This is a genomic window from Proteus hauseri (assembly GCF_040139125.1).
Lineage (GTDB): Bacteria > Pseudomonadota > Gammaproteobacteria > Enterobacterales > Enterobacteriaceae > Proteus > Proteus hauseri_B.
In genome coordinates this window covers 270,274-295,508 of sequence record NZ_JBEEUB010000004.1, presented here as the reverse complement: position 1 = coordinate 295,508, position 25,235 = coordinate 270,274, and the positions used below count along the sequence as shown (strand labels likewise).

Here is a 25,235-nt window from a genome sequence, read left to right as displayed (position 1 = left end):
AGTCCACACAGTCGGGATTGGTTAGCATCTTTTCCTGTATTTATAAACTAAGAAAATCATCGCGCAAGCGAGTTTTGATAGGAAATTTAATAGTATGAGCACTATCGACGAACGCGTTAAGAAAATCATTGTTGAACAACTGGGTGTTAAAGAGGAAGAAGTTGTAAATTCGGCTTCATTTGTTGATGACTTAGGCGCTGATTCTCTTGACACAGTTGAGCTGGTAATGGCTCTGGAAGAAGAATTCGATATCGAAATCCCAGACGAAGAAGCAGAAAAAATTACTACAGTTCAAGCTGCAATTGATTACGTTGAGAACGCAGGTAAATAAGTCTGCTACTCTAGGCTCTAGGCGGTCACTCGACCGCCTATATTTTCTACCCTAAACTTTTTCCCTCCTTGGAGGATAAGCGTGTCTAAGCGTCGTGTAGTTGTGACCGGAATAGGCATGTTATCTCCTGTCGGTAATAACGCAGAAGCTTCTTGGGAAGCGGTATGTGGCGGACAGAGTGGTATCAGCCTTATCGAAGATTTTGACACCAGTCATCATGCGACCAAATTCGCTGGATTGGTAAAAGATTTCAATCATGAAGATTATAATCTTTCGCGTAAAGATGCGCGCAAGATGGACCTCTTTATTCAGTATGGTGTTGCTGCAGGCGTTCAAGCCTTTGCAGATTCAGGTCTTGAAGTAACAGAAGCCAATGCAAGTCGTATCGGAGCTGCGATTGGTTCTGGTATTGGTGGCTTAGGCCTTATCGAAGAAAACCATACGTCTATGACAAATGGTGGTCCTCGTAAAATTAGCCCATTCTTTGTACCTTCAACCATCATTAATATGGTTGCTGGGCATTTAAGTATTATTTATGGTTTGCGTGGTCCTACAATCTCTATTGCAACCGCATGTACGTCAGGTGTTCATAATATTGGACATGCTGCGCGTATCATTGCTTATGGCGATGCGGATGCCATGCTTGCTGGCGGCGCTGAAAAAGCAACGACTCCATTAGGTTTAGGTGGCTTTGGTGCAGTTCGCGCACTATCAACCCGTAATGATAATCCACAAGCGGCTAGCCGCCCATGGGATAAAGATCGTGACGGTTTTGTTCTTGGTGATGGTGCTGGTGTTCTCGTTCTTGAAGAATATGAACACGCCAAAAACCGTGGCGCTAAAATTTATGCTGAAATCGTCGGATTTGGTATGAGCAGCGATGCTTACCACATGACATCTCCAGCAGAAAATGGCGAAGGCGGTGCGCTAGCGATGACAAATGCACTTAAAGATGCGGGTATTGAAGCATCTCAAGTGGGTTATATCAACGCACATGGCACATCAACCAATGCTGGTGATGTTGCTGAAGCACAAGCTGTAGAAGCTGTGTTTGGTAAGGGTACAGAGGTATTAGTCAGTTCAACAAAATCCATGACAGGTCACTTATTAGGTGCTGCTGGTGCGATTGAATCAATCTTTACTATCCTTGCACTGCGTGATCAAATAGCACCTCCAACAATTAATCTTGATAATCAAGATGAAAATTGTCGTCTTGATTTTGTTCCTCATAAAGCACGTAAAGTTGAGAACATGGAGTACGCTCTGTGTAACTCATTTGGCTTTGGTGGCACAAATGGTTCAGTTCTTTTTAAACGCGTATAATCGACGTTTTTATCAATAACTGATAATACCGAAGACCCAGATAACTCTGGGTCTTTTATTTTGTCCTTTTGCCGCCAGTTGTTTTATTATGTACAGATTAATATCAATAAGATAAAGGCAGAATATCAGATGTATTGGGTAAATGGGCAACAGCAACAGTATGTCGATGCCAGTGATCGCGCAGTGCAATTTGGTGATGGCTGTTTTACAACGCTTCTTGTTGATAATAATAAACCCATTATGCTACTTGCCCATATTGAAAGATTAAAACAGGGCTGTGAGGCGCTTTTTTTACCCATGCCAAATTGGCAATGGCTCGAAAACCACATTATTGATATTGCTGCAAATGAGCCATCTAAAGGTGTGATCAAAGTGATTATTAGCCGTGGTACTGGTGGTCGCGGTTATTCATCTAAAGGATGTATAACACCAACTATTATCACCTCAAGCTCACTTTATCCTTCTCACTATATTAATCAGCAACAATCGGGTATTTTGTTAGGTCTTAGCCCTATATTATTGGGTAAAAATCCGATGTTAGCAGGAATAAAACACCTTAATCGTTTAGAGCAAATTTTGATAAAACACCATTTAGAAACCACAAAATTTGACGATGTATTAGTGTGTGATAATGAGGGATATTTAATTGAAGCCAATGCATCAAACCTTTTTTGGCGAAAAGGTCACTCAATTTTCACTCCAGATCTGACAGCTTCTGGGGTTAATGGCATTATGCGCCAGCGAGTTTTGCAATTTGCTAAACAACACTCTTGGGATATTTGCGTGGTGAAAGAAAAACCACAAACACTTTATTGCGCCGATGAAATTTGGCTAACAAATGCATTAATGCCAATTATTCCCGTTGCCCAGATCGAACTTTCGGATAATAAGTGCTATCAATATCCTAGCCGAGATTATTATGATGTTGTTTTACAACACTGTTTGTCACTTAAATAGATTTTGATGAGTCGTGAATGAAGATAAAAAAGAGGGTTTGGATAGTTTTTTTTGCCTTATTAATTAGCATAGGCGTAGCTGCATTGTATGTAATGCAAAATATCCATGGATTAGAATCAAATGTCGTCGTGAAACAAGATGAGACATTACTCACCGTGCCAGCAGGAACGGGGCGTATCGCGATGGAACAGCTATTAATTAAAAATAATTTACTCAAAGAGAGTGACTATTTTCAACTCTTGTTAAAAGTAAAACCAGAGTTGGCGCAATTCAAAGCAGGAACATATCGACTCACAAAAGGGATGACATTACGTGATGTCTTACTACTGGTTAAAAGTGGTAAAGAAGCGCAATTTACCATTCGCTTTATTGAAGGGAGTCGATTAAGTGATTGGCAACCTATTTTTGAACAAGCAGCAGAGCTTAATGCCATTGCTCATACTATGGATAGCGATAAACTACGCGAAGCGATTGGTGTTAAGCCTGAAATAAGTAATCTAGAAGGGTGGTTTGCATCAGATACTTACCATTACACCGCGGGCACGACAGATGTCGCAATTTTAAAACGCGCTTATCAACAAATGGAAAAAACATTAGAAGAAGAGTGGATTAAACGCGATAGTGATTTACCCTATAAATCTGCTTATGAAATGCTGATTATGGCATCGATAATTGAAAAAGAGACTGGAATTGATGCTGAAAGAACCAAAGTGGCTTCGGTGTTTGTCAATCGACTAAAAATAAAAATGCGACTGCAAACAGATCCCACGGTAATTTATGGTTTGGGTGATAAATATCGCGGCACTATCTATCGTAGTGATTTAAATAGTTACACCCCTTACAATACTTATCAAATTGATGGATTACCGCCAACGCCAATTGCGATGCCAAGTGTTGCATCAATTAAAGCAGCAGCACACCCAGCAGATACTCGTTATCTCTATTTTGTTGCAGATGGTACAGGTGGACATAAATTCTCTACCTCATTAAATGAACACAATAAAGCCGTCGCGCAATATCGACGCTTACAACAAAGATAATTATGAATAACAGCAAATTTATCGTGATTGAAGGACTCGAAGGCGCAGGAAAAACCAGCGCTATTCAAACCGTAGTTGAAACATTAAAACAGCAAGGAATAACCAATCTGGCTTTTACAAGAGAGCCAGGAGGAACCCCGCTTGCTGAAAAATTACGTGAACTTATAAAGCAAGGTATTGAAGGCGAAAAAGTCACCGATAAAGCTGAATTATTAATGCTTTATGCCGCACGTGTACAACTAATTGAAAATGTTATCAAGCCAGCATTAGCAGAAGGCAAATGGGTCATTGGTGATCGCCATGATCTATCATCACAGGCTTATCAAGGTGGTGGACGTGGTTTAGATAAAAACCTAATGCGCTCACTGCGTGATACAGTATTGGGTGATTTTCGTCCTGATTTAACACTGTATTTAGATCTCGATCCTGCTATTGGGCTTGCAAGAGCACGAGCAAGAGGTGAGCTAGACAGAATAGAAAAAGAGTCTATGGACTTTTTTTATCGTACTCGCGAACGTTATCAATCACTTGCAACAGAAGATGCCTCAATTATGACTATTGATGCTTCTCAATCGATGGATAAAGTGCAAGCTGATATTCGCCAAACACTCACTACATGGTTAGTTGAGCAGGAAAACAAAGCACTATGAATTGGTATCCTTGGTTAAATCAGGCATATCGACAGCTCATTGGTATGTATCAAGAAGGGCGTGGTCATCATGCTCTTTTACTACATGCATCAGAAGGAATGGGGGCTGATGCGCTCTCTTATGGTTTAAGCCGTTGGTTAATGTGTCAGAATAAGCAGGGATTAAAAAGTTGTAATGAGTGCCATAGCTGCCATCTTATGTTGGCACAAACACATCCTGATTGGCATATTTTACAATGTGAAAAAGGTAAGGCATCTATCGGCATTGAAGCCGTAAGAAAGATCACCGAAAAGCTTGAACATCATGCTCAGCAAAGTGGTTCACGGGTTGTTTGGATCAAAGAGACTCAAGCCTTAACTGAGGCGGCAGCCAATGCATTGTTAAAAACATTAGAAGAGCCGCCTAAAAACACCTATTTCTTACTTGATTGCCAGCAGCCTGAAACTTTATTAGCAACACTGCGTAGTCGCTGCTTTCATTATCATTTGGCAGCACCAGAGGTTAATCTGGCTGGACATTGGTTACAACAGCAACTGCCAAATATGGCATATAGCAATATTATTACCGCGATAAATTTATCTCAGGGTGCACCTGTTTTAGCATTGAGATTACTTAAAGAAGAGTGGCAAGAAAGAGAAACCTTTTGCCAAGCGTTATTGAGTAGTTTGCAACAACAGAACCTTTATTCCTTTTTACCACAGTTAAATCAAGATAACGTAGACCGTCGTTTATACTGGTTATTATCATTGCTGCTTGATGCCCTAAAACTGCAATCAAACGCACAGGCTTATTGTGTTAACCAAGATAGACAACCTTTAATTATAGCGTTATCTCAATTACCTTCACATATTTTATTATCGGTAATTGATGAGGGAAAACGGTGTCGTTACCAACTAATGACCATACCATCATTGAATAGAGAATTATTACTAGCAAAACAGTTGCTAGATTGGGAAAATCAGTTAGTTACACAGCATTAATTGTGATCTTAGCTGTAATAAAACAAATAGATAAGCACGAAAAAATAAATGAGAATACGTTATGTTTTTAGTTGATTCACACTGCCATCTTGACAGTTTAGATTATGAAAAATTGCATAAAAATATTGATGATGTTGTTGAAAAAGCACAACAGCGTGATGTTCAGTACATGTTGGCAGTGGCAACAACATTACCGGGTTTTAAGAATATGCGCGAACTTATTGGTCAACGTGACAATATTGCCTTTTCTTGTGGTATACACCCGCTAAATCTTGATGAAGGGCACGATGTTGAAGAACTTGCTCGTCTCGCCGCAGCACCTGATGTAGTTGCATTAGGTGAAACAGGATTAGATTATTACTACCAGCAAGAAAATGCTGAACTGCAACGAGAGATCTTCCGTGAGCATATTCGCATTGGCAGACAAGTAAATAAGCCTGTTATTGTGCACACTCGCAGTGCTCGTGAAGATACACTTTCTATTATGAAAGAAGAGCAAGTACAAGATTGTGGTGGCGTATTACACTGTTTTACTGAAGATAAAGAAACGGCAATCGCATTGCTTGATTTAGGAATGTATATCTCGTTTTCAGGCATCGTGACCTTTAGAAATGCAGAGCAAATAAGAGAAGCTGCACGCATTGTGCCGCTGGACAGGATCCTAATTGAGACCGATTCTCCTTATTTAGCACCAGTACCCCATAGAGGCAAAGAAAATCAGCCTGCTTATGTACGTGATGTCGCAGAATATATGGCAGTGTTAAAAGGTGTGAGTATTGAAGCGTTAGCACAACAAACCACACGTAACTTTACAGAACTCTTTCATATCCAAAATTTGGCTGACTAATAAATTCGTTTAGAAATTAAAATTAATAATTAGGTGGAAAAAATGGCAGAAGAAACGATTTTTAGTAAAATTATTCGCGGCGAAATTCCTGCAAATATTGTCTTTCAAGATGACACGGTGACGGCATTTCGTGATATATCACCACAAGCACCAACACATATTCTAATTATACCTAATAAACTTATTCCAACAGTGAATGATGTTACTGCTCAAGATGAGCAAGTTTTAGGGCATCTTTTTGTAGTTGCGGCAAAAATCGCTCAGCAAGAAGGTATTGCTGAAGATGGTTACCGTTTAGTGATGAATTGTAATAAGCATGGTGGGCAAGAAGTTTTTCATATTCACATGCACTTATTAGGCGGAAAATCTTTAGGTCCCTTATTAAGTAAATAGTCATTGGTTAATAATTTTCTAATAAGGAATTATGACGCTAATAAGCGCGATAACGGGAAACTATGCATGATAAGACAAGATAAGTCGCCATTTTCATTACTTGTTATACTGTTTATAACGACATTGATCACTGGATGTTTATCATCAAATGCAGATAATAAGCTCTATTTTAATCGCCAGCAGGCGATAGTTATGGAGCCATCAGTATTAGCGGCTGGGATAGTTGCAGGACGTCCGGCTATAACGCAACATGTAAATGGTACCCGTGCAACTGTAATGCTATCTAATACACAGTCTTATCCTGTTTCTATCCGTTATCGCTTTTATTGGTATAACGAACAAGGACTTGAAGTGTCTCCTGCTGGTCGTGTAAATGATGTGACTATTTTGGGTGATGGTGATAGTGAAATTAGTGCCGATATACCAGATAAAACAATTAGTTATGTCAGGGTCTATCTTTTTATTTAGGATAAGGTAACCGCCGTATGAAAAGAATTTTATTTGTGGTGATGTCTGTTTTTTTACTTGCAGGTTGCCCATCTATGTTGCCACAACAGCCACCAGTGACTGTAGAGCCTGTTACACCAACAGAACCTCTTGAACCTGTCGAGCCAGTAACACCAATTGAACCTCCGATAGAGGTCGTTCCAACACCGCCTAAAATTACGAGCATCGATTGGAATACCGCTATTCAGCCATTAATTAGACAAATGGCTGTTACTGATGATCTTATTGCTGGTAAATTATTAGTTGTTGATAATGTTAAAAATAATTCAGGTGGAAATATCCAAGCGGTTAATGCCACTAATACAATTATCCAATCAGTAAATCAAATAAGTGCTCTGCAAACAGTACCTTATGCTCAGATGATGTCGGCAAGAAAAGCACTTGGATTATCTGGTGAAGATAGCTTAGGGCTACGTAGCGCTGCCATTGGATTAGCACGTTATTTGCACGCCGATTACATCCTATTTTCAACGGTTGATGGCAAAAAAGATAACCGCGTGATCAATATGCAATTAATGTCTGTTTCTACGGGTGAAATACTCTGGAATGGGCGCAATAAGGTTGAGTGACTCGCATTACGCTAAATTACTCAATGTGTTGCAGGCTTTATTTCCAACAACAACATTGAGTGATTGGACAATTACAGCATTAGCAGGATTAGGCGGTGGTTCTTTCCGCGTTCAATATGCTGAAATTGATTGGGTTGCTCGATATTATGGTATAGAAAAAACAGCTTTATTTGTGAGAGCCAGAAAAGAGTATGCAATTTTAAAGCAGCTTTCTGGCTCTGATTTATCGCCCAACGTTGCCACTCGTTGCGGCGAATGGTTTTTTCTTCATTGGCAAGAAGGAAAACACCTCTCACATAAACAACTTTTCAGTGTTTATCTTCAACCTTTAGCTCAAAAAATTGCCACACTGCATCAGCTAAAACCTTTTGGTTATCCTCTTGATCTTTGCCATGAACTATCTGTTTATTGGTATGGCATTGATAAAAATCGTTTATCACCTAAATGGTTACGCTTACAACGTGATTTTTTGCATCAACCGCACCACAATCTTATAAAATACGCGCCCGCTCACATGGATTTACATCCTACTAATATTCTTCTAAGTGATTCAGGTATAAAATTTATTGATTGGGAATATGCTGCCGATATTGATATAGCAGATTCACTAATGACATTTTTTGCTGCTAACCAATTAGATGTTGAGCAACAAACGCAGTTTTTACACTATTATTGTTCATATCATAGTCACGGTTTTCAAGCAAAAGAGGGAATATTTTATTCCGTTGAACAACTAAGAAAGCGTATTATTTCTAGAGAGCCATTCATTTTTTATATGATGCTAATGTGGTATGAAGTGCGTTGGCAGCAAACAAAAGATGAATCATTTTTAATAATGTCTGAATCTTTGCGTCGCTATTTTAGTCTGATGAACTAAAGACATTATATTGTCAAAATTACCAAGAGAGGAATGTTATGGGTCCAGTAATGCTTGATGTTGAAGGATATGAACTCGATAGTGAGGAGCGCGAAATCTTAAAGCATCCACTTGTTGGTGGATTAATCCTTTTTACCCGCAACTTCCACGATGCCGAACAATTAAATGAATTAGTGCGTCAAATACGAGATGCTTCACGCGAGCGCCTTGTTATTGCTGTCGATCAAGAGGGTGGTCGTGTACAACGTTTTCGCGATGGCTTTACTCGCATACCCGCAGCTCAATCTTATGCAGCTTTAAATGAAGCTTATCAAGCAAGCCAATTAGCTCAAGAAGCAGGGTGGCTTATGGCTTCTGAAATGATTGCCATGGATATTGATATTAGCTTTGCACCTGTGCTTGACTTAGGTCATAACTGCATTGCGATTGGCGAGCGTGCTTTTCATGACTCACCGGAAGTCGCAATGGTGATGGCTGAAAGCTTTATTAAAGGAATGCGTTCAGCTGGAATGAAATCAACAGGTAAACATTTCCCTGGGCACGGTGGCGTAAGAGCCGATTCTCATAAAGAGACACCTCGTGATGAACGCTCATTAGATGATATTCGCCAACATGATATGTCTATCTTTAAAGATTTTATTCAGCGTCAATTGCTTGATGCAATTATGCCAGCACATGTTATCTATTCTCAGATTGATGAGCGTCCGGCAAGTGGTTCATCTTATTGGTTAAAATCAGTATTACGTGAGCAACTTGGTTTCCAAGGGGTGATTTTTTCTGATGATCTCTCAATGGAAGGCGCGGCGATTATGGGCAGTTACCCAGAAAGAGCGCAGCGTTCGTTAGATGCGGGCTGTGATATGCTTTTAGTGTGTAATAATCGTAAAGGTGCAGTGAGTGTGTTAGATAACCTGTCCTCCGTCAAAGCAGATCGAATTTCTGCATTGTACCATCATCGAGGTCGCTACACCTTGAGTGAGCTTCAAGCATCTGATCGTTGGAAAAAATCGAATCAGTTGTTGACCCAATTACAGGAGCAATGGCAGGAGCGCGCATGATTATATATTTACATGGTTTTGATTCCAGTAGTCCTGGAAATCATGAGAAAGTTTTACAGCTACAGTTTATTGATCCTGATGTTCGTTTTATTAGCTACAGCACGTTGCATCCTCGTCATGATATGCAACATTTGTTGAAAGAAACGGATAAAGTGATTAAATCAACCAAAGAACCCGTTTTAATTTGTGGTGTTGGATTAGGCGGCTACTGGGCTGAACGTATTGGTTTCTTGTGTAATATTCGTCAAGTAATGATAAATCCAAATCTTTTTCCTTACGAAAATATGACGGATAAAATTGACAGACCAGAAGAGTATTTAGATATCGCGACAAAATGCATTAAAGATTTCCGTTCTAGAAATAGAGACAATGCATTAGTGATTTTATCTCGTCATGATGAAATCTTAGATAATCAACGTTCTGCAGATGAGTTATCACCATATTACTCAGTAGTTTGGGATGATAATCAATCGCATAAATTTAAAAATCTCTCTGAACACCTGTTCAAAATTAAAGCTTTTAATACCAAATAGTGTATTAAAAACAGCTATTTTAAGATGGATGAAGCTATCTTCATCCATTTTTTATTCCCTATTTCTCCCCCCCCCGTTATTGGACTTCCTTGCTGCATTTAAACATCCGTTTGATGTCATGTTTTTACTGCCCTTTTTATCATTTTTTTCTTGATATCAATCGTTACATTTAAAAAATATTAGTTATCTACTTGATTAATAAATATTAAATTATTTTAAGCCTGCTTTTGGATGCTTTATTGAACAATAATATGCAATTTACACTTGGCTTTATCAAAAAAGAGATATGAATATTCAAATATTTTTGATATAAATCAACTTTAGTATAACCATCTTGCCAATTAACTTGTGTGAAAACAAAAATAATAGCCGAAACGATTTAACTGTCGTTATCAAAGTAGATTTCACCAAGCCTACTTAAATAACAACAGTAAATATCTTTATGGAGTGACACTCATGTCATTAACAAAAATTGTTATCGTAGGTGGTGGGGCTGGCGGATTAGAGCTTGCAACCAAATTAGGGGATAAATTAGGTCGGCGTAAAAAAGCTGAAATCACCTTAGTTGATAGAAATAATAGTCATTTATGGAAACCACTTTTACATGAAGTTGCAACAGGATCATTAGATGATGGTGTTGATGCATTAAGCTATTTAGCTCATGGACATAATCATCATTTTAATTTTCAACTTGGCTCACTAACTGGACTTTCTCGTGAGAAAAAAGCAGTCACGCTAGCGGCTATTTATGATGAACACCAAGAGTTATTAGTTCCTGAACGTGAACTGGAATACGATATTTTAGTGATGGCTCTGGGAAGTAAATCAAACGATTTTGGTACTCCAGGTATTAAAGAAAACTGTATTTTTCTCGATAGTCCTCAACAAGCTCACCGTTTTCATAACGAAATGTTGAATCTGTTTTTAAAATATTCAGCAGATGCTAATGCCGAAGCCGAAGGGCGTAAAGTCAATATTGCTATTGTGGGTGGTGGTGCAACGGGGGTTGAACTTTCGGCTGAGTTGCATAATGCTGTTCGACAACTTAATAGTTATGGTTTAAAGAAATTAGCCCCATCAACACTGAATATTACTTTAGTTGAAGCGGGTGAACGTATATTACCAGCATTACCTGTTCGTATTTCAAGTGCGGCACATCACGAATTAACCAAATTAGGTGTTCGAGTGATGACCCAAACAATGATAACTAGCGCTGATGATCACGGTTTAAATACAAAAGAAGGTGAGCATATAGATGCTGACTTAATGGTATGGGCGGCAGGTATTAAAGCACCTGATTTTATAAAAGAAATAGCGGGGCTAGAAACCAACAGAATTAATCAATTAGTTGTAAAACCAACATTACAAACTACATTAGATGATGCTATTTTTGCCATTGGCGATTGTGCATCTTGCCCAAGAAAAGAAGGCGGCTTTGTGCCACCAAGAGCGCAATCAGCACACCAAATGGCGAGTCGTTGTTATAGTAATATTTTAGCAATGTTAAAAGATAAGCCGCTAAAAGAGTATGTGTATAAAGATCATGGCTCTTTAGTTTCACTTTCTAAATTTAGTACTGTTGGTAGTTTGATGGGAAATCTAATGAAAGGTGACATGATGATAGAAGGGCGTATTGCTCGTATCGTTTATATATCACTTTATCGAATGCATCAAATTGCACTGCATGGATATATAAAAACAGGATTAATGATGCTGGTCGGATCTATTAATCGTGTTATTAAACCAAAACTGAAACTACATTAACTTCAGTTTTGCTGGTGGAATGTATCTTTTGCTCTCTTCTCTAGACAAAAGTAATACGACGAAGACCCTCATTTTATATGAGGGTTTTTTATCTATTTTTCTTTACAGATAAAATTCTAAATGAGATTATCTAAATAAGCTGAAAAATAGTAGCATAAAGTACTAGATGATTTAGCTGTTTATCTTAAAAATAACAAATAACTCTAAAGCATAACCTAACAATGTTAAATATAATTTTACCATTAAGGTTAAATAGTTATAATTTAAACGATAGGATCCCTTTAATTATTAAGTTGAATTATTTAAGACTTTTCTTAAATAAAAAGTTTCGTTTATTTCATTATTTTTTACGATAAAGTGTTATGGTAATTTGCGTGAAATAATTAAAAGATTAATTATTTATTCATATAATAGAAATGCGTTAACTTGTTATTTTTATTTGTTTTTTTTGATTAGTTAAATTTACTGATTTAGTCAGGCCTTTTTCTATCATAGTAATTAAGATAGTTACGAATAAAGTAAATAGGCAACAAATGTTAAGTCGCTGTTATCATAATGCTGTGTTGTCGCATTATAGTCCTAGCTGAACTTTACACTCTATTTAAATAAGTCAAATGCTCTCTTAATATTAGGATTAGATCTTAAAAAATATAGAATATTTATTTAATTAGGTAATAAAAACAAAAAATAGTGGTGTATTTAACATGTCATAAATACGTAGTTTATTTATTATGTTAACAGTCAAGGACGTTATATAAACTCTTAAGTAAAACGATATAATTTAAGTTAATACCAACTATATTAACCACTTATAAAAACCAAGTGATTATATAATGACTTAAGAGTAATAAAATTAAGGATAAAACAGATAAAAAGGGGAAAAAGTGAGTGTTGATATCAGAAAATACACACTGATAGGACTAATCATTGTATTAGCTATTCTTTCGTTTATCGCATGGCGGTGGGTTTTCCCACAGCCTCAATTCGCTCATGTTGTTTCAGCAACACCAATAAAATCGACAGTTTTTGTTACAGAAGAATATTGTCACCGTATTGGTTTACCGACACCATTTACACCAGAAAACTTATCAAGATTTCACCCAGCAGAAAAAGAGTGCCAAATTTTTTATATGATTGAAGCACTCAACGATAAAAATATTGTACGATTCCCATATCCACAATTTAAAGAGTGTATTCCTATTTATCGCCAAGAACGTAGAGTCGTTGGTTATGATGTGCTGTACACCATTGATGGAACACCAGGAAAAGTGCGTACAACCTTTAAACCAGGCGATACTATTGCATTAGACCCACAAGGACGACTGATTTTAGAACAAGAACCTTATTGTTCAATGAATGAAAATGTTCCTTGTCGAAAAGAATAAAAATTTACTTTATAAAGATAAGTATAAATACAAGTACAAAAAGTAGTACAGCAAATAGTTAAGTTATCAGTTGTCATTATTTTAGTAAGCACACCAGTGACATTGAATACCAAAATAAAAGGCGTAAATATTTTAATTTACGCCTTTTATCCGTTGGTTATCTACAGCTACATGATTATCTGATGCGATGCTCAGCAAATGCTTCAAGCATGTTATCTATAAAGACAAGTCGTTTTTCTCGCTCTGTAAGATCAACAATAAATTTCAATTTTGTTGGCCCATCTAAACGGAAAACAAGAGGTTGCTCTTGTAACAAGCTAATTAAATAACTCGGGTCTACACTATTTTTCTCACCAAATTCGATAAATCCGCCTTTGTCATGTGCTTCAATACGGGTGATACCTAAATTCATGGCATTAAGACGAATAGCGGCATTACGTAGCAGATTACGTCCTGCATCTGGCAATGTACCAAACCTATCGATAAGCTCAGCTCTTAAATCATTCAGCTCATTTAAATCGCTTGCACTGGCAATGCGTTTATAGAATGAGAGCCTAACATTAACATCAGGAATATAATCATCAGGTAACAGAACTGGCATTCTGAGTTCAATTTCAGTTTGCTGATTGGTGAGATCTTCTAAAGAAGGTTCTCGACCCTCTTTTAATGCTTCAACTGCACTTTCTAACAATTCCATATATAACGAGAAGCCAACGGTATTCATTTGTCCGCTTTGCTCTTCGCCTAATAGTTCACCGGCACCTCGAATTTCTAAATCATGAGTAGCGAGTGCAAAGCCCGCACCAAGATCTTCAAGAGAAGCAATCGCCTCTAAGCGTTTATGCGCATCTTTGGTCATCGATTTCGGGTGTGGCGTAAGCAGATAAGCATAAGCTTGGTGATGTGAACGACCGACACGTCCACGTAACTGATGCAACTGCGCTAAACCAAAATGGTCAGCTCGTTCAATAATAATGGTATTAGCGCTTGGAATATCAATACCTGTTTCAATAATGGTAGTACAAAGTAATACGTTAAAGCGTTGATGGTGAAAATCATTCATCACGCGTTCAAGATCTCTTTCACGCATTTGACCATGACCAATACCAATTCGTGCTTCTGGTACTAATTCAGCAAGTCTATCGCGGGCTTTTTCAATATTTTCAACATCATTATATAAATAGTAAACTTGCCCACCCCGTAAGGTTTCACGCAATATCGCTTCGCGTACAACTAATTCATCATACTCTCGTACAAAGGTTTTAACTGATAAACGACGTGCGGGTGGTGTGGCAATAATCGAAAGGTCACGCATACCACTCATTGCCATATTTAAGGTACGAGGAATTGGCGTTGCGGTTAATGTTAGAATATCAACATTAGCCCGCATCGCTTTAATTCGTTCTTTATGGCGTACACCAAAGCGGTGCTCTTCATCAACGATTAACAGCCCCAGATCTTTCCACTGAATATTAGGTTGTAATAACTTATGGGTACCAATCACAATATCAATTGTCCCTTCGGCTAATTTTTCAGTGATCAATTGTTGCTCTTTGGCGCTACGAAAACGTGAGATCATCTCAATATTAACAGGCCAGTTAGCAAAGCGATCACGGAAATTATCGAAGTGCTGCTGAGCAAGCAGTGTTGTTGGTACTAAAATAGCCACTTGCTTATTATTGTTAACGGCAAGAAAAGCAGCACGCATTGCCACTTCAGTTTTACCAAAACCAACATCACCACAAACTAATCTATCCATCGCAATAGCTTGACACATATCACTAAGAACAGCGTTAATTGCCATTTCTTGATCAGGTGTGGTTTCAAAAGGGAAACTTTGACGGAAAGAGTGGTACTGCTCTCTATCCATTTTAAAGGCAAAACCTGTTTTAACTTCACGTTGAGCATAAATATCTAATAGCTCAGCAGCGACATCACGCACTTTCTCAGCAGCTTTTTGACGGGCGCGAGTCCAAGCTTCACCACCTAACTTATGAAGTGGTGCATTATCATCAGCACCACCAGAATAACGGCTAATGAGGTGCAATGAAGAGACGGGAACATAAAGTTTATCGCCACCAGCATAAGTTAGCATTAAATACTCAGCTTTAACGCCACCCGCCTCTAGTGTAGTCATGCCTTGATATCGACCTACACCATGTTCAAGGTGAACAACTGGCTGCCCTGGGCTTAGTTCAGCAAGGTTACGAATTAGAGTATCAGTATTGATAGCGCGGCGATTATCTTGTCGACGACGGTTTACTCGTTCGCCTAACATATCGCTTTCACAAACCATTGCTAGTTGGCGGTGGCTATCAATAAAACCGTGTTCAGCGGCACCAATAATAAAGTAGAAGCCTTTTTCTTTAGCATCCGCTAATTCAATAATTTGTTTTGGTGCGATTTTTATTCGAGATAACAGTTCTTGTACTGTTTCACGACGACCTTCACTTTCAACAGAGAAAACAATGCTGCCTGAAAATTGCTCTTGGAAGCGACGTAAGTTATCGAGTGGAGACTTGCTTTGTGCATTAATCGATAAATCAGGCAGCACTTGATAGCCAAGATTTGTTTGTCCGGCTTTTTCAGGCAAAATTTCGCTACGTAACTGAATTCGTGGCCACTGTTTTAGTGCTTTATTGAAATTATCAACATTGAGCCAAATGTCATCAGGCGGCAACAGAGGACGCATGGGATCCACGCGTCTACTTTCATAGCGTTGATTAATATCTTGCCAAAATTTATCAGCTGAATCTTGGAGATCTTGCGTAACAATCAACGTGTTTTGAGGAAAATAAGCAAATAAATTTGATAATGGCTGCTCAAAAAATAGCGATTGCCAATATTCAATTCCAGCGGGTAATACTTGTTTGCTCACTTGCTGATAGATATGTTCGGGATCACGTCTTACATCGAAACGCTCACGCCACTGACTGCGAAATAACTCAATAGCATTTGCATCAGTAGGAAATTCGTGGGCAGGTAACAGATTTATTTGCTCAACTTCAGCTAAAGTACGTTGTGTATCAACATCAAAAGTACGCAAACTATCAATTTCGTCATCAAAAAAATCAATACGAAATGGAAACTCGCTTCCCATAGGAAAAAGATCGAGTAATGCGCCTCGCGTCGCATATTCACCATGTTCTAATACTTGTTCTACATGGCGATATCCGGCTTCATCGAGCGTTTTACGGAAATTATCACGGGAAAGTAACTCACCTTTTTGCATTATTAATGCATGACCTGCGAGATAATCCGTAGGACAGACTTTTTGCATTAACGTATTGACAGGTAAGATTAAAATTCCCTTGAGAAGTGATGGGATACGGTATAGCGTAGAAAGGCGATTAGAGATAATTTCTTGATGAGGTGAAAAACTGTCGTAAGGCAAGGTTTCCCAATCAGAGAGTGTATCTACCGGATAATCACAAAACTGGCGGATTTCATCTTGTAAACGCAATGCATTTTGCATATCGCGCGTAACAAGAACAACTAATCCCGAATGACGTTTAATGATATCTGCGCATTCTAAGGCACAAGCGGCACCAGTCAGCTGACCTAGCTGGCGAGTATCCCCTTGTTTAACAGGAAGTTGATAACGATATTCTGAGGACATAAGCGTGTAATGTGAACTCTTGGTTGTAGTTAACTCCCAACACATCTTCAGCGTAATCGCTAAAGCTTAAACTGGCGGGCAGGTTAAGATAAAAGAAAAAACCACAGTTTGGGAATAGAGTGGTTCCATTCAGTAAGACTACCCTTTATTATCCCTGAACACTTCGCATTAGCAACAGGAACAGCACAGATTTCATGTACAATTCTGTCTCATTTTTTATAGGGCTCCGTTATATGCGGGGTCGTGCGGTCGATAAATTCGGTCGTTTTGTCTCTTGGCTATCGGCTTTAGGGATTATGTTAGGTGTTGCGGCACTTATTACTGTTACGTCGGTAATGAATGGTTTCGAGCGTTCATTACAAGACAGTATATTGGCGTATATTCCACAGGCAATTATCACAACCCCTAATGGACAATTGCCAAAACAAGATAGCACTGCTGAAACTTTATTAAAACGAGAAGGTGTTATAAATGTTGTACCTTTAGTGGAAGGTGATGTTGTTTTACAGAGTAAAGACAATATCAGCGTCGGCATTATGTTAGGTGTTGAAAAAGCGCAAGACGAACCACTAACGCAATATATTCGTTATGGTAACTTTTCAATGCTTAAAGCTGGCGAATATGGCGTGATCCTCGGTAATGGCTTAGCGAAACAACTAAAAGCAAAAGAAGGGGATAGTATTCGTTTAATCGTGCCTAGCGTTAGCCAACTAACGCCAATGGGCAGAATGCCAAGTCAACGACTGTTTACCGTTAAAGGGGTTTTTCAAAGTGGCGGTGATGCAGATGCTTCACAAATTTTGGTTAACCAACAAGATGCTGCGCGTTTAATGCGCTATCAACCGGGTAATATTACTGGATGGCGGCTCTTTTTCTCATCTCCACTTAATATCGAAAAATACAGTGCACAATCTTTACCTGAAGGGTTAAGTTGGAAAGATTGGCGTGAACGTAAAGGTGAATTTTTCCAAGCAGTCAAAATGGAAAAAAATATGATGGGATTATTATTAAGCTTAATCATTGCTGTAGCGGCTTTTAATATTATTACTTCTCTTTCATTATTAGTGATGGAAAAACAAGGTGAAGTCGCTATTTTGCAAACCATGGGTTTAAAGCGTTCTCAGATAATGTCTATCTTTATGCTTCAAGGTGCTGGTGCCGGTATTATTGGCGCTATTGCTGGTGGATTATTAGGTGCTTTACTTTCTAGTCAACTAAATACCATTATGCCCGCGGTTGGGCTTATTCCTCATGGTGTTGAATTACCTGCAACATTAGAGTGGGGACGCGTATTTATTATTGGTTTTGCCGCGATTGTTATTTCACTTCTATCGACTTTATACCCGTCTTGGCGGGCAGCTATAATTCAGCCAGCAGAGGCGCTACGTTATGAGTAATTCTCTTTTAAAATCAGAATACCCATCAGAAGTACAAGAGCAAATTGAGAAAAAATTTTTGTTAGATTGCCATGCGCTGTGTAAAGAGTACAAAGATGGTCTTATCTCAACACAAGTTTTAAAATCAGTCTCTTTTTCCATGGGAGAAGGGGATTTTCTCGCTATTGTGGGAAGCTCGGGGTCTGGTAAAAGTACCTTGTTGCATTTGCTTGGTGGTTTAGATTCTCCAAGTTCAGGCGAAGTTTTTTTCAAGGGACAATCACTTAATAAGCTTTCATCTTCGCAAAAAGCGGATTTGCGTAATACTCAACTCGGCTTTATTTACCAATTTCACCACTTATTACCAGACTTTACGGCACTAGAAAATGTCGCAATGCCTTTAATGATTGGTGGTGTTAATGTGGCTAAAGCCAAAGAAAAAGCGATGTCACTTTTAGAAGCGGTTGGTTTAAAAGATCGCGCACATCATCGACCTTCTGAGCTTTCTGGTGGTGAAAGACAGCGCGTTGCTATCGCCAGAGCACTTGTGAATGATCCCGCATTAGTACTTGCAGATGAGCCCACTGGTAATCTTGACCAAAAAAATGCGGAAGCTATTTTTGAATTGCTGCTTAAGTTAAATAAAGAGAAAAAAACAGCATTTCTGGTGGTGACGCATGATTTGGCATTAGCTGCACGTTTTCAACGCCAGCTTGAAATGAAAGATGGTCAATTACAGCAACATGATTCGGTTTCAGGAGTGAAATAATGGCTCAGTTGCCACTCGCTTTAGTGACGGCTTTGCGTTTTTCAAAAGGGCGAAAACGCGCAGGAATGGTCTCTTTAATTTCAATTATATCGACATTAGGGATTATGCTCGGTGTCGCGGTCCTTATTATCGGTTTGAGTGCGATGAATGGGTTTGAACGGGAGTTAAAAAACCGTATTCTATCCGTTGTTCCTCATGGGCAAATCTATTCAGTCGAACAGCCATTTAAGCAATGGCAATCGGCGTTACCACGTATCGAAAATACACCTGGCGTTGAGGCGGCTGCTCCTTATATCTTGCTTACTGGGCTATTAGAAAAAGGCACAGATTTAAAAGCGGTACAAGTTATGGGGGTTTTGCCAGAGAAACAAGCCGATATCAGCTTATTACCCAGCTATGTTCAAGATAATGCATGGCAAGATTTTAAAGCAGGCAAGCAGCAAATTATTATTGGGCAAGGTGTTGCTGACGCATTAAAAATGACAAAAGGGGATTGGCTAACGGTCTTAATCCCTAATAATGACGATCCAACTAAGTTATTACAACCTAAGCGTATTCGTTTACAGGTCGGCGGTATTTTTCGCCTAAGTGGTATGCTTGATCACCAATTAGCGCTTATTCCCCTTGCTGATGCTCAGCAATATATGGATTACGGCAATGGTGTTACGGGTATTGAAGTAAAAACGGTCGATCCTTTCACTGCTAATGAAGTTATTCATAATGCGGGGCTAAATAGCCAAGAATATGTTTATGCGAAAAGTTGGATAAGTGACTATGGTTATATGTATAGCGATATTCAAATGATCCGTAGCATTATGTATTTGTCTATGATTTTAGTGATTGGCGTTGCCTGCTTCAATATTGTTTCTACGCTGATTATGGCAGTTAGAGATAAAAGTGGTGATATCGCTATTTTAAGAACGTTAGGTGCAAGAGACAGTCATATTCGCAACATCTTCCTATGGTATGGTTTGTTATCTGGCATGGTTGGATGTGTCGCTGGGGTTATTGTGGGTGTTTTGGTTGCGCTAAATCTCACCCCTTTGGTTTCAGCTATTGAATCATTAACCGGACATAGTGTTCTTTCAGGAGATGTCTATTTTGTTGATTTTCTACCTTCTGAAATTCACGGAATAGATGTTTTTTCAGTATTTCTTACCACTGTTATCTTAAGTCTGATTGCAAGTTGGTATCCTGCTCGTAGGGCAACTAAACTCTCTCCGGCGAGAATTTTAAGTGGACAGTAAGTTTAATGGCATAAAAATAAATAGAACACATTAAAATCGTTAATTTAAAACCGTTATATTTTAAAAGTGAGAACCAAGGATTGTTATGATGAAACTTCGTCATCGTCGGTTTAGGAAATATCGTAAGATTAAGTATTTACGCAGACAACATGCTCGTTGTCGCTATTTTCACTTAACCCATAAAACGGAGCATGAAATGAATTTACCCAAAGTCGTTGTATTAACAGGGGCGGGCATTTCAGCTGAATCAGGAATAAAAACATTCCGCTCAGAAGATGGCTTATGGGAAGAGCACCGTGTTGAAGATGTCGCAACACCAGAAGGTTATCAACGAAATCCCCAATTAGTTCAGCAGTTTTATAATGAACGTCGTCGTCAACTGCAACAGCCTACTATTGAGCCTAATGAAGCTCACTACGCATTAGCAAAGCTTGAACAACGTCTTGGTAAAGAAAACTTCTTACTTGTTACACAAAACATCGATAATTTGCATGAAAAAGCAGGTAGTCAGAATGTTTTACATATGCATGGTGAGTTGCTAAAAGTCCGTTGCCCTCAGTCTCGTCAAGTTTTTGAATGGAAAGGTGATTTGACAACGAGTGACCACTGCCATTGTTGTCAATTCCCATCACCTTTACGTCCACATATTGTGTGGTTCGGCGAGATGCCTATTGGTATGGAAGAGATTTATCAAGCATTGGCTGATGCAGATATTTTTATCTCTATTGGAACATCTGGCAATGTGTATCCTGCGGCTGGATTTGTACATGAGGCAAAACTGACGGGAGCGCATACCGTTGAGCTAAATCTTGAGCCAAGTTTAGTTGAAAGTCAGTTTGAAGAAAAACATTATGGACCAGCAAGTCAGGTTGTTGATGATTATGTTCATAAATTGTTTGATTTGATTAATGATCCTAAAGCTGATTTGACGCAATAATTATTTCTTAAAGTTCCCTATTATGAATCTTAGAGAGATTTAGGGGGCAAAATGGATAAATTATTAGAACGGTTTTTTGAATACATTAGTTTTGATACTCAATCAAAGCCATCTTCAAAAATGTCGCCAAGCAGTGATGGGCAGTTAAAGTTAGCAAAAGCCTTGGCACAAGAGTTAAAAAAATTGGGTTTTTCTGATGTTACACTTAGCGATAAAGGCTGTGTAATGGCAGGACTACCCTCTAATGTCGCATGGCCAGTACCTGTGATTGGTTTTATTTCTCACCTTGATACCGCACCTGATTTTTCAGGCAAGCATGTAAAGCCACAAGTGCTTGAAGATTATCGAGGGGGAGATATTGCCCTTGGTATTGGTGATGAAGTGTTATCACCTGTTATGTTTCCAATTTTACACTCAATGATTGGGAAAACATTAATTACAACAGACGGCAAAACATTACTCGGTGCTGATGATAAAGCAGGTATTGCTGAAATCATCACTGCGATGGTGCGCTTAAAAGAGACTAATCGACCACATGGTGATATTCGTATCGCCTTTACGCCAGATGAAGAGATTGGCAGAGGTGCGCATTATGTTGATTTAAACGCATTTGGCGCAAGCTGGGCATATACCGTAGATGGTGGTGGTGTTGGTGAATTGGAGTATGAAAACTTCAATGCGGCATCAGTTAGTATCAAAATTGTCGGTAATAATGTTCATCCTGGCAGTGCAAAAGGGGTGATGGTGAATGCGTTAGGTTTAGCTTCACGTATACATCAAGAATTACCTATCGATGAAACACCTGAAAATACGGATGGTTATGAAGGTTTTTACCATCTTCAGAGTATTAAAGGTACGGTAGAAAGAGCGGATATGCACTATATTATCCGTGATTTTAATCGTAATCAGTTTGAAAAACGCAAACAAAATATGATTGCGATAGCAGAGAAAGTGGGCAAAGGCCTACACCCAGACTGTTATATTGAGCTGACGATTGATGACAGTTATTACAATATGCACGATAAGGTTGTTCAGTTTCCACATGTGATTGATATTGCTAAACAAGCAATGATCGATTGTGAAATTGAACCAGATATAAAGCCGATCCGCGGTGGTACTGATGGTGCTCAGCTTTCTTATCGTGGCTTACCTTGCCCAAATATTTTCACGGGGGGGTATAACTTCCATGGTAAACATGAGTTTATTTCTCTTGAAGGTATGGAAGCTGCTGTGAGTGTGATTATGCGTATTGCAGAAATTACCGCTGAAAGAGAAAAAGCAAAAGTCATTAGCTAATTTACAAGTAAGCAGATTATATAAAACAATAGCCGAAATATCGGCTATTGTTATTTTTGGATAAATTAGTATTTACTCTTTTTTATGGCAGATTATTGTCTCTCTTTCGCATCTTGCTCAACAGATGATTTCCAATCTTCAGTCAATACTTTACCTTCTATTTTAGACTGAACCGCTTTATTAACGGATTCATAGGCATTTTCATAACCTTTAGCATCTTGAATATATTGTGTTGAGTTCGATGATTTAATACCAATACTTTCAGCAGCACCGATTGCATCAATATTGGCACCTAAGAAAACAAACTCCCAACCTTTCTCTTTTTCTGCTGAATTTATTAATGATTTTACTGTATCTAGTGAATATTCACGGCTACTATTTTCTTCACCATCGGTAATGATCACCATCATCACATTTTTATAAGGTGAGTTTGGTTTGTGCCCATCGATAATAGCGCTGCCTACAGCATCAAGTAATGCTGTATTACCAGAGGCAAAATAGTCGTTTGCGGTTAGATCTTTTATTTTATTAATATCAACACGGTTATGTAGTTTGTGAACTTTGCTATCAAATAAGATAGTTGTGATATAGACGTTTTCAGGGCGATTTTTATTTTCCGCTAAAATAGTATTAAATCCACCAATAGTATCTTTTTCATAGCCTTGCATTGAACCGCTTTTATCTAATACAAAGATAATATCAGTATCCACTGGTGGTGCTTTTATATCCTGAGCGATAATAGATTCTGCAAATACAGCTGTAGGTAAAATAAATGCAATAATAAAAGTAATAAGCTTTTTCATAGACGACTCCATTGTCAAAAAAGAGAATGTTTGTGAATATCTAATTTTATCTTAGAGGTGATTAATAAAGTAAAATAGCAGAATAGACTGAAAGATAACCAGCAATGCGGGATGTAATAATACTTAAATCTAAATTAGATTATTTAATAATTATTAAAATAAGTATTATTATTTATTTAACCATAAATATAAGGTTATTTATTAAGGAATATTGCTAGATTAAAAGAAAAGAACATCGACTATACTAATCATAAAATGATTAAATAAGGATGTTTTAATGAAAGCAGTAACAGATGTATTGTTTGAACCAATAATAGATAAAGAAGCAGCCATACAAAAAAATAAAGAAAATAATACTGATAATGAGGATGATATAGTAACTGTAAAATCAGAAAAACAAGTATTACTCTTTTTTATTAGCTATTTTGTTATCTCTTTTTCTATTTTATGCTCTTTATATGCATTAAATAATAAATATACACTGTTGTTATTATCTCTTCAGATATCTTTCTTTATCTGTATTCCATTTTATTTTAAAAGTACCAGAATGCTTTTAAAAGTATCGCTTAATTATATAAAGCGATTGTATAAAAAATAGCTGATGCGAGTTTATTTTTTCATTAGATAATAAAAAGCCCAGAAATATAAACTGGGCTTTTAAGCATGAAAATTAACAACTATTGATGATTAATCATCAAAATACCAGTAGCCTTGGTTAACTAAGTTGGTTAATAAACGAACAAATTTAGGGTCACCTAAGGCTTCACCTAAATGTTCCTTATCAATATAAGCGTATTGGCACAATGCATCTGCGGCTTCAATACGGTCTGTATCCATCAATTCACCATTTACAAAACAGTTATCGCCAACACGAAGTGCGCGAATACCGTTTAGGCGATGAAGTTTTTCGCCTTGTTGCAGCAAATCATGGATTTCTGCATTTTCGTATAGAGGTTCAGGTATTGCTAAATCAAGTTCATGGCGAGATTGAGAGATAAATTCACCAAACCAATGACGGAATACTTCTGGTTGAGCTAATAAATCTTCCATCATGTCATGTAATTTATTGAGTTCTTGATGCTGTACTAACGCAGGATTTTCACGAGGTGTTAAATCTGGATCGCTATAGCGATAGCTACCTAAATCGTTAGCAAGAATATAATCAGCAAAACCACTGAACAGCTCACGTGCATTTGGTGCGCGGAAACCAATCGAGTAGTTAAGAGACTCTTCAATTGCATAACCTTCATGTGGGAATCCAGGTGGGATATAGAGAATATCGCCCGGTTCTAACTCTTCATCAATAATAGCTTCAAATGGATCAACTTGAAGTAAATCTGGATGAGGGCAGTGCTGTTTCATTGGGATTTTTTCCCCAACACGCCAATGGCGACGACCTTGTCCTTGAATAATAAAGACATCATATTGATCAAGATGAGGACCAACACCACCACCAGGAACCGAGTAAGAGATCATTAAATCATCAATACGCCAATCTGGTAAAACACGGAAAGGTTTCATCAATGCAGCACTAGGAAAATGCCAATGGTTGACAGCTTGTACTAATAAAGACCAATCTTTGTCGTTAAGACCATCAAAGTGCTCAAAAGGTCCGTGTTTGACTCCCCATTGTCCGTCATGACAACTAACTAGACGGCTATCAACTTCATCTTCCATTGCAAGACCAGCAAGTTCGTCAGGAGATAAAGGATCAACAAAACGTGAGAAGCCGTTTTTTATTAATAAAGGGCGTTTTTGCCAATGGCTTTCTAAAAAAGCATGCCAATCTAAATTAAGTTTATAGTCCATTGTGTATATCCTGAATTCGGGAAGCCTAAAAAACATAATATAATGAATTGGAACTTCCTGCTAAACATTCCGGTGAGCTATGTGAGTAATAGCCATTAACATGGTGGTAAGTGAGCAGATATCATACATAACGGGAGTAATAACAATAATAAAGGTGTCTGATTG

The 25,235-nt window shown here is 38.2% G+C and carries 24 protein-coding genes; 21 read left to right on the top strand and 3 right to left on the bottom strand.

The genetic code is table 11. The features are described from left to right. Positions 1–94 precede the first annotated feature (94 nt). From acpP to umoD, 15 genes are all read left to right on the top strand, one after another. Complete coding sequence (gene acpP / locus ABN099_RS09545; RefSeq protein WP_004247087.1) at positions 95–331, top strand: acyl carrier protein; 237 nt, start codon at positions 95–97, stop codon at positions 329–331. A gap of 81 nt (positions 332–412) precedes the next feature. Continuing rightward, the gene (gene fabF, locus ABN099_RS09540) at positions 413–1,654 is read left to right on the top strand and encodes a beta-ketoacyl-ACP synthase II (RefSeq protein ID WP_349463458.1); all 1,242 of its coding nucleotides are present in this window, start codon (positions 413–415) and stop codon (positions 1,652–1,654) included. Between the two features lie 129 nt (positions 1,655–1,783). Further along, positions 1,784–2,611 (top strand): aminodeoxychorismate lyase, encoded by an 828-nt coding sequence (pabC, locus tag ABN099_RS09535; protein WP_349463457.1) that lies wholly within the window; start codon positions 1,784–1,786, stop codon positions 2,609–2,611. 17 nt (positions 2,612–2,628) lie between these two features. Next, complete coding sequence (gene mltG / locus ABN099_RS09530) at positions 2,629–3,651, top strand: endolytic transglycosylase MltG (RefSeq protein WP_349463455.1); 1,023 nt, start codon at positions 2,629–2,631, stop codon at positions 3,649–3,651. Positions 3,652–3,653: 2 nt separating this feature from the next. Next, positions 3,654–4,301 carry a dTMP kinase gene (gene tmk, locus ABN099_RS09525; RefSeq protein WP_349463454.1) on the top strand — a complete coding sequence of 216 codons (648 nt, stop codon included), beginning with the start codon at positions 3,654–3,656 and terminating at the stop codon, positions 4,299–4,301. Then, complete coding sequence (gene holB / locus ABN099_RS09520; RefSeq protein ID WP_349463452.1) at positions 4,298–5,281, top strand: DNA polymerase III subunit delta'; 984 nt, start codon at positions 4,298–4,300, stop codon at positions 5,279–5,281. Before tmk ends, holB begins: the two co-directional genes overlap by 4 nt. A gap of 61 nt (positions 5,282–5,342) precedes the next feature. Beyond that, positions 5,343–6,128, top strand: coding sequence for a metal-dependent hydrolase (locus tag ABN099_RS09515; RefSeq protein WP_349463451.1), 786 nt, complete (start codon positions 5,343–5,345; stop codon positions 6,126–6,128). Positions 6,129–6,170: 42 nt separating this feature from the next. Continuing rightward, a complete protein-coding gene (gene hinT, locus ABN099_RS09510; RefSeq protein ID WP_349463450.1) occupies positions 6,171–6,521 on the top strand; it encodes a purine nucleoside phosphoramidase in 351 nt (116 codons plus the stop codon). Positions 6,522–6,587: 66 nt separating this feature from the next. Further along, entirely contained in the window at positions 6,588–6,989 is a 402-nt protein-coding gene (locus ABN099_RS09505; RefSeq protein ID WP_349463449.1) for a YcfL family protein, read from the top strand. A gap of 17 nt (positions 6,990–7,006) precedes the next feature. Next, positions 7,007–7,597, top strand: a complete 591-nt coding sequence (locus tag ABN099_RS09500) for a penicillin-binding protein activator LpoB (RefSeq protein ID WP_349463448.1) — start codon at positions 7,007–7,009, stop codon at positions 7,595–7,597. Then, a complete protein-coding gene (locus ABN099_RS09495; protein WP_349463447.1) occupies positions 7,575–8,474 on the top strand; it encodes a phosphotransferase in 900 nt (299 codons plus the stop codon). The genes ABN099_RS09500 and ABN099_RS09495 overlap by 23 nt, the downstream gene beginning before the upstream one ends. 38 nt (positions 8,475–8,512) lie before the next feature. Continuing rightward, positions 8,513–9,532, top strand: a complete 1,020-nt coding sequence (nagZ, locus tag ABN099_RS09490) for a beta-N-acetylhexosaminidase (protein WP_349463446.1) — start codon at positions 8,513–8,515, stop codon at positions 9,530–9,532. Continuing rightward, on the top strand, positions 9,529–10,065 hold the full coding sequence (gene ycfP, locus ABN099_RS09485; protein WP_349463444.1) for an alpha/beta hydrolase YcfP: 537 nt from the start codon (positions 9,529–9,531) through the stop codon (positions 10,063–10,065). Before nagZ ends, ycfP begins: the two co-directional genes overlap by 4 nt. A 456-nt stretch (positions 10,066–10,521) precedes the next feature. Beyond that, positions 10,522–11,829, top strand: a complete 1,308-nt coding sequence (locus tag ABN099_RS09480) for an NAD(P)/FAD-dependent oxidoreductase (RefSeq protein WP_349463443.1) — start codon at positions 10,522–10,524, stop codon at positions 11,827–11,829. 884 nt (positions 11,830–12,713) lie between these two features. Further along, on the top strand, positions 12,714–13,214 hold the full coding sequence (umoD, locus tag ABN099_RS09475) for a flagellar biogenesis regulator UmoD (RefSeq protein ID WP_349463442.1): 501 nt from the start codon (positions 12,714–12,716) through the stop codon (positions 13,212–13,214). Positions 13,215–13,389: 175 nt separating this feature from the next. Here umoD and mfd read toward each other — a convergent pair whose 3' ends face one another. Beyond that, the gene (gene mfd / locus ABN099_RS09470; protein WP_349463441.1) at positions 13,390–16,833 is read right to left on the bottom strand and encodes a transcription-repair coupling factor; all 3,444 of its coding nucleotides are present in this window, start codon (positions 16,831–16,833) and stop codon (positions 13,390–13,392) included. A 194-nt stretch (positions 16,834–17,027) separates the two neighbouring features. On the opposite strand from mfd, the gene lolC reads away from it, so the two are divergent. From lolC to pepT, 5 genes are all read left to right on the top strand, one after another. Further along, positions 17,028–18,230, top strand: coding sequence for a lipoprotein-releasing ABC transporter permease subunit LolC (gene lolC, locus ABN099_RS09465; protein WP_349463440.1), 1,203 nt, complete (start codon positions 17,028–17,030; stop codon positions 18,228–18,230). Positions 18,231–18,273: 43 nt separating this feature from the next. Next, entirely contained in the window at positions 18,274–18,978 is a 705-nt protein-coding gene (gene lolD, locus ABN099_RS09460; protein WP_349463519.1) for a lipoprotein-releasing ABC transporter ATP-binding protein LolD, read from the top strand. Then, complete coding sequence (gene lolE / locus ABN099_RS09455) at positions 18,978–20,225, top strand: lipoprotein-releasing ABC transporter permease subunit LolE (protein ID WP_349463439.1); 1,248 nt, start codon at positions 18,978–18,980, stop codon at positions 20,223–20,225. The genes lolD and lolE overlap by 1 nt, the downstream gene beginning before the upstream one ends. 88 nt (positions 20,226–20,313) lie before the next feature. Continuing rightward, entirely contained in the window at positions 20,314–21,162 is an 849-nt protein-coding gene (gene cobB, locus ABN099_RS09450; RefSeq protein ID WP_349463518.1) for a Sir2 family NAD+-dependent deacetylase, read from the top strand. Between the two features lie 51 nt (positions 21,163–21,213). Beyond that, the gene (gene pepT / locus ABN099_RS09445; RefSeq protein ID WP_349463437.1) at positions 21,214–22,458 is read left to right on the top strand and encodes a peptidase T; all 1,245 of its coding nucleotides are present in this window, start codon (positions 21,214–21,216) and stop codon (positions 22,456–22,458) included. Positions 22,459–22,550: 92 nt separating this feature from the next. On the opposite strand, the gene ABN099_RS09440 is transcribed toward pepT, so the two are convergent. Continuing rightward, entirely contained in the window at positions 22,551–23,261 is a 711-nt protein-coding gene (locus tag ABN099_RS09440; RefSeq protein WP_349463435.1) for a vWA domain-containing protein, read from the bottom strand. Between the two features lie 277 nt (positions 23,262–23,538). Here ABN099_RS09440 and ABN099_RS09435 point away from each other — a divergent pair, with 277 nt between their 5' ends. After that, on the top strand, positions 23,539–23,859 hold the full coding sequence (locus ABN099_RS09435) for a hypothetical protein (RefSeq protein WP_349463434.1): 321 nt from the start codon (positions 23,539–23,541) through the stop codon (positions 23,857–23,859). Between the two features lie 89 nt (positions 23,860–23,948). On the opposite strand, the gene ABN099_RS09430 is transcribed toward ABN099_RS09435, so the two are convergent. Further along, positions 23,949–25,070, bottom strand: coding sequence for a cupin domain-containing protein (locus ABN099_RS09430; protein WP_349463433.1), 1,122 nt, complete (start codon positions 25,068–25,070; stop codon positions 23,949–23,951). Positions 25,071–25,235 lie beyond the last annotated feature (165 nt).

Bases quoted from the DNA above. Each gene is read 5' to 3' on its own strand.
- acpP (WP_004247087.1), top strand. From the start codon at position 95: ATGAGCACTATCGACGAACGCGTTAAGAAAATCATTGTTGAACAACTG.
- pabC (WP_349463457.1), top strand. From the start codon at position 1,784: ATGTATTGGGTAAATGGGCAACAGCAACAGTATGTCGATGCCAGTGAT.
- mltG (WP_349463455.1), top strand. From the start codon at position 2,629: ATGAAGATAAAAAAGAGGGTTTGGATAGTTTTTTTTGCCTTATTAATT.
- tmk (WP_349463454.1), top strand. From the start codon at position 3,654: ATGAATAACAGCAAATTTATCGTGATTGAAGGACTCGAAGGCGCAGGA.
- holB (WP_349463452.1), top strand. From the start codon at position 4,298: ATGAATTGGTATCCTTGGTTAAATCAGGCATATCGACAGCTCATTGGT.
- ABN099_RS09515 (WP_349463451.1), top strand. From the start codon at position 5,343: ATGTTTTTAGTTGATTCACACTGCCATCTTGACAGTTTAGATTATGAA.
- hinT (WP_349463450.1), top strand. From the start codon at position 6,171: ATGGCAGAAGAAACGATTTTTAGTAAAATTATTCGCGGCGAAATTCCT.
- ABN099_RS09505 (WP_349463449.1), top strand. From the start codon at position 6,588: ATGATAAGACAAGATAAGTCGCCATTTTCATTACTTGTTATACTGTTT.
- ABN099_RS09500 (WP_349463448.1), top strand. From the start codon at position 7,007: ATGAAAAGAATTTTATTTGTGGTGATGTCTGTTTTTTTACTTGCAGGT.
- ABN099_RS09495 (WP_349463447.1), top strand. From the start codon at position 7,575: ATGGGCGCAATAAGGTTGAGTGACTCGCATTACGCTAAATTACTCAAT.
- nagZ (WP_349463446.1), top strand. From the start codon at position 8,513: ATGGGTCCAGTAATGCTTGATGTTGAAGGATATGAACTCGATAGTGAG.
- ycfP (WP_349463444.1), top strand. From the start codon at position 9,529: ATGATTATATATTTACATGGTTTTGATTCCAGTAGTCCTGGAAATCAT.
- ABN099_RS09480 (WP_349463443.1), top strand. From the start codon at position 10,522: ATGTCATTAACAAAAATTGTTATCGTAGGTGGTGGGGCTGGCGGATTA.
- mfd (WP_349463441.1), bottom strand. From the start codon at position 16,833: ATGTCCTCAGAATATCGTTATCAACTTCCTGTTAAACAAGGGGATACT.
- lolC (WP_349463440.1), top strand. From the start codon at position 17,028: ATGTACAATTCTGTCTCATTTTTTATAGGGCTCCGTTATATGCGGGGT.
- lolE (WP_349463439.1), top strand. From the start codon at position 18,978: ATGGCTCAGTTGCCACTCGCTTTAGTGACGGCTTTGCGTTTTTCAAAA.
- cobB (WP_349463518.1), top strand. From the start codon at position 20,314: ATGAAACTTCGTCATCGTCGGTTTAGGAAATATCGTAAGATTAAGTAT.
- pepT (WP_349463437.1), top strand. From the start codon at position 21,214: ATGGATAAATTATTAGAACGGTTTTTTGAATACATTAGTTTTGATACT.
- ABN099_RS09440 (WP_349463435.1), bottom strand. From the start codon at position 23,261: ATGAAAAAGCTTATTACTTTTATTATTGCATTTATTTTACCTACAGCT.
- ABN099_RS09435 (WP_349463434.1), top strand. From the start codon at position 23,539: ATGAAAGCAGTAACAGATGTATTGTTTGAACCAATAATAGATAAAGAA.
- ABN099_RS09430 (WP_349463433.1), bottom strand. From the start codon at position 25,070: ATGGACTATAAACTTAATTTAGATTGGCATGCTTTTTTAGAAAGCCAT.